Below are 4,597 nucleotides of genomic sequence, written 5' to 3'. Positions count from 1 at the left end.
GGTCGAGACGTCCCCGCGGGTCGAGGACCGCCCGCCCCCGCGGGTCGAGGAGCGCCCGCCGTCCCTGCGGGTCGAGGAGCGCCCGCCGTCCCTGCGGGTCGAGGAGCGCCCGCCGTACCTGCGGGTCGAGGAGCGCCCGACGGAGTCGGACGCGTCTCGAGACCCCCGCGCCCCGACACCGCCCGCCGAACCCCGAACACGAGCAGCACGACGGCGTACCCGGCGATGAAGGTCGCGACGATCGTCGCGCCCGCGGGGAGGTCGATTCCCGCACCGACCGACGCGACGAATCCGAGCGAGAGCCCCAGCCACGCGCAGACCGCTCCGAAGCCGGCCGCGATGGGGAAGAGCCACCAGAGTCGCTGGGTGACGAGGCGCGCCGTCGCCCCGGGGACGATGAGTACGGCGAGCACCAGCAGCGTTCCGACCGTGCTCGCCGCGGCGACGACCACGAGCGCGACCGCGCCGTTCAGCACCAGGTCGAGCCGGAGCGCCGAGTCGCCGGCTGCCCGGCTGCCCCGCGCATCGAACGCGCGGAACAGCTGCTGCTTCATCGTGATCCCCACCGCCAGGAGTGCGACGGCGCACACGACGATGAGCGACGGCACTTCGCTCGGCGGGATCGTGAGCACCCGCCCGAACAGCAGGGCCTCGAGCTCGCCCGCATAGTCGTCGCTGCGCGACACCACGATCACTCCGATGCTGAAGGTCGCCGTGAGCACGATCGCGATGGCGGCGTCGGACGTGATGCCGGCGCGATCGAGCCAGGTCAGCACGATGGCGGCCGCGAGTGCCGCGATCGACGCCCCGGGTACCAGGCCCGCGGTGCCGGCCACCGCGAGTCCGATCGCCAGGCCGGGGAACACGGCATGGGTGAGCCCGTCGCTGAGGAACTCGAGCCCCCGCAGGTTGACGAGCACGCCGATCACCCCCGCGACGACGGCGAGCACCAGCATGACGAGGAGCGCGCGCCCCATGAACGGGATCGCGAAGGCGCCGAGCAGCGCGTCGCCGATGTTCATCGACGGCCACTCCCCCACCCGGCCGGGAGCGGATGCCGTGAGTATGCCGCTGGCGGCATCAACGACCCTCGTGCCCGGGGACGACGAGGGTGTGCTCGTCGATCTCGACCTCGACGCCCTCGAAGCACGCCTGCACGTTGCCGAGGGTGAGCACCTCGTGCACCGGGCCGAACGCGAGCTGGACACGGTTCACGAGCACGACGTTGTCGCACACCTGCTGGGCGAGTTCCAGGTCATGCGTCGACACGAGCACCGCGACATCCTGCTGCTTCAGGAGCTGCAGTGTGCGGACGAGTGCGTCCCGGTTGGGCTGGTCGAGCCCGTTGAACGGCTCGTCGAGCAGGAGCAGGCGCGGATCCGACACGAGCGCACGCGCGAGCAGGCCCCGTTGACGCTGACCGCCCGAGAGCTCACCGAACCGCTTCTTCGCGAGACCGGTGAGTCCGACGGTGTCGAGTGCGCGACGCACCGCCGCACGATCGGCCCGCCCCGGCCAGCGCAGGAAGCCCAGGCGAGCGAAGCGACCCTGCATCACCACCTGTTCGAGGCTGATCGGGAAGTCGGGGTCGAGTTCGGTGGTCTGGGGAAGGAAACCGATCATGCCGGGTGCGGCATGTCCATTGCCAGCGGCGTCGGTCGTGGCATCCGTCGACTGCACCGCACCGGTCACCCGTCCCGATGTTCGCGGGACGAGGCCGAGCAGCCCCTTCAGGATGGTGGACTTGCCGGCGCCGTTCGGGCCGATGAGTGCCGTGGCCTCCCCCGGGCGGACCTGGAAGTCGAGGCCCGAAACGCCCTCGCCGCCGGGGTACGTGAACGCCACACCCTCGAGTCGGACAACCGGGGAGTCGTTCATGCGGTCATCATCGCAGGAGCTCGGGGAGCGGGGAAGGCGTGACGCCCCACGACTCGAGGATGAGCCGGGCGTTGTGCACCTGGCTGCCGACGTACGTTTCGCCGTCGGAGCCGGTGCCACCGAGCGAGTCGCCGTAGAGCGCGTCGTCACCGGAGTACACGGTGACGCCGGCCTCCCGCGCGATCGTCTCGGCGGCTTTCGGGGAGATGGAGGCCTCGGAGAACACCGCCCGCGCGCCGGTGGCACGGATGTCGGCGACGAGGTCGTCGATCTCGGCGGCGCTCGGCTCGGCGTTGTCGTCGAAGCTCGGGATGACGCTGCCGACGAACGTGATGTCGTAGGCGTCGATGAAGTACGTGAACGCGTCGTGGTTGGTCACGAGCAGGCGCTGGTCGACGGGCACGGTCGCGACGTTCTCGCGGATCCACGCGTCGAGGGCCTCGAGCTCGCCGAGGTAGGCGTCTTCATTGGCGGCGATGGCCTGCCCGTCGACGCCGGGAACAGACTGCAGCCCGTCGGCGATGGTGCGCACCATCTGCTGCGCGAGGCGGGGGTCGGTCCAGATGTGGGGGTTGCCCTCGGCCTCATCGTGGGCGTCGAGGTCATCGTGGTCGCCGTCCGCATCAGCGTCCGCGTCGGCGTCGTCGCCGGCGTCGTGCGTGTGGTGAGCGTCGGCGTGATCGGTGCCGAAGAGCTCGATGCCGGTGCTGGCATCGATGAGCACGCCGTCGAAGCTCGACGCGCTCACCGCGTCGTCGAGCCAGCTCTCGAGGCCCGCGCCGTTGACCACGAGCGCGTCGGCGCCGGCGAGCTGGAGCAGTTGCGCGGCCGACGGGTCGAACCCGTGTGCGCTCTGCCCCGGTGCGAGCAGCTGCGTCCCCGTGCCCGACTCCCCCACCAGTTCTCGCGTGAAATCACCCCCCTGGGTCGTGGTCGCCACGATCGACGGGCCACTCGTCGAGTCGGTCCCGGATGCCCCGGGGCTGGCGCACGATGCCAGCACGAGTGCGCCCATGACGAGCGCCGCCACCTGCAACGGCACCGCCGTGGCACGACGAAGTGGGCGGTCTGATGGCCTGGGCATGGTGCGACGTTACGCCTATTGATAATGATTGTCAGAACCATCAGGCCCGGTGCAGCCGTCGGCGGCGGCCGGCCGGTCGTCTGCCGTCACATTGTGGATCGAGTTCGCATGTTGTCGTACCGGCGTGCGAGCATGAAGCACGTGGATACGACGACGACCCCCATCACGTTGCATCCGTTCACCGTCGCCGATGCCGAGCGCCTGCTCTCCGGCGAGGTCGATCCGCACGACGGGTGGGAGGGCGGTTACGCCTTCACCGACGAACCCGAGCTCCTCAGCGAGTACGTGCGCGCGGTGCGCGAATCCGGCGATCCCGCCCCGTTCGGCCCCCACCTCGTGCGGCGATCGCACGATGGCGCGACGATCGGCGGCGTCAACCTCTTCGGACCGCCGGGCCCCGACGGCGCCGTCGAGTTCGCCTTCGGCCTGGTGCCCGCCGTGCGCGGCCAGGGGCTCGCGATCCACACGATCGCCGAGACCCTCGAGCTCGCGAGGGCGGCGGGTGCGACCATCGCCCGAGCCGAGTGCGAGATCGCGAACCTGCCCGCGCGCCGCGCGCTCGAACAAGCGGGGCTCGTCGAGGTCGAGCGCGACGACGACTCGATCACCTTCGAGATCCGGTTCTGACCCGCCCGACGCCGGCGAGTCCCGACTTCACTCCAGGAGCAGCGCCGGCTCCTCGATGATCGACGCGACATCCGCGAGGAATCGACTCGCCACGTCGCCGTCGACCACGCGATGGTCGAACGACGCGCCGACGGTGGTCACGAACCGCGGGCGCACCTCGCCGTCGACGACCCACGGCTTCTGCTTGATCGTGCCGAGCGCGACGATCGCGACCTCGCCGGGGTTGAGGATCGGCGTCCCGGTGTCCATGCCGAACACCCCGATGTTGGTGATCGTGATGGTGCCGCCCTGCATCTCGGCAGGTTGCGTCTTGCCCTCGCGCGCCGTGAGCGTGAGCTGCTCGATGGCGGTCGCGAGCTCCACCATGCTCATCGCCTGGGCCTCCTTGATATTCGGCACGATGAGTCCGCGAGGCGTCGCCGCCGCGATGCCGAGGTTCACGTAGTGCTTCACGATGATCTCGTCATCGGTCCACTGCGCGTTGACCGACGGATTGCGCCGCACGGCCCAGATCATCGCCTTGGCCATGATGAGGAGGGGAGAGATCTTGACGCCGGCGTAGTCGGGGGAGGCCTTCAGGCGCTTGACGTATTCCATCGTGCGCGTGGCATCGACATCGACGAAGACGCTCACATGCGGCGCTTGGAATGCACTCTGCACCATGGCGCTCGCGATCGCCTTGCGCACTCCCTTGACGGGGATGCGCTCTTCGCGGTCGGCCGGCCAGTCGGGGGTCTGGATGTTGCGGAACACGCTCGCCTGGCTCGCCTCGCGGATCACGTCATCGCGCGTCACATCGCCGATCGGACCGGTTGGGGTGACCCGAGACAGGTCGACGCCGAGGTCCTTCGCGAGCTTGCGGATCGGCGGCTTCGCGATCACCGGAACGCCATGGTCGGGGCGCAGGGAGGGCGCCGGCGGCGCTGCGACCGGGACGGCGGGCGGGCGGGCGGCCGTCGCCGCAGGCGGTGCCGGCTCGGGCGGGCGGCTGGCCGACGGCGCCCTCCC

5 protein-coding genes are annotated in these 4,597 nt (G+C 70.5%); 1 reads left to right on the top strand and 4 read right to left on the bottom strand.

The features are described 5' to 3' along the window. From HUS56_RS01095 to HUS56_RS01085, 3 genes are all read right to left on the bottom strand, one after another. On the bottom strand, positions 1-1,022 hold a 1,022-nt coding region (locus tag HUS56_RS01095; protein ID WP_173921575.1), incomplete at its 3' end, for a metal ABC transporter permease. A 58-nt stretch (positions 1,023-1,080) separates the two neighbouring features. Further along, positions 1,081-1,878 (bottom strand): metal ABC transporter ATP-binding protein, encoded by a 798-nt coding sequence (locus HUS56_RS01090; RefSeq protein ID WP_173921574.1) that lies wholly within the window; start codon positions 1,876-1,878, stop codon positions 1,081-1,083. A gap of 7 nt (positions 1,879-1,885) precedes the next feature. Next, positions 1,886-2,962, bottom strand: coding sequence for a metal ABC transporter substrate-binding protein (locus tag HUS56_RS01085; protein ID WP_173921573.1), 1,077 nt, complete (start codon positions 2,960-2,962; stop codon positions 1,886-1,888). Positions 2,963-3,103: 141 nt separating this feature from the next. Between HUS56_RS01085 and HUS56_RS01080 the strand changes: the two genes are divergently transcribed. After that, positions 3,104-3,589 carry a GNAT family N-acetyltransferase gene (locus tag HUS56_RS01080; RefSeq protein ID WP_173921572.1) on the top strand — a complete coding sequence of 162 codons (486 nt, stop codon included), beginning with the start codon at positions 3,104-3,106 and terminating at the stop codon, positions 3,587-3,589. A gap of 27 nt (positions 3,590-3,616) precedes the next feature. Here the strand turns inward: HUS56_RS01080 and HUS56_RS01075 are convergent. Beyond that, positions 3,617-4,597 (bottom strand): dihydrolipoamide acetyltransferase family protein (locus tag HUS56_RS01075; protein WP_173921571.1); only part of this gene is annotated, 981 nt, incomplete at its 5' end.

The sequence above is a fragment of the Agromyces sp. Marseille-P2726 genome (assembly GCF_902809835.1).
Classification (GTDB): domain Bacteria; phylum Actinomycetota; class Actinomycetes; order Actinomycetales; family Microbacteriaceae; genus Agromyces.
This window is presented reverse-complemented; position numbering and strand designations above follow the sequence as displayed.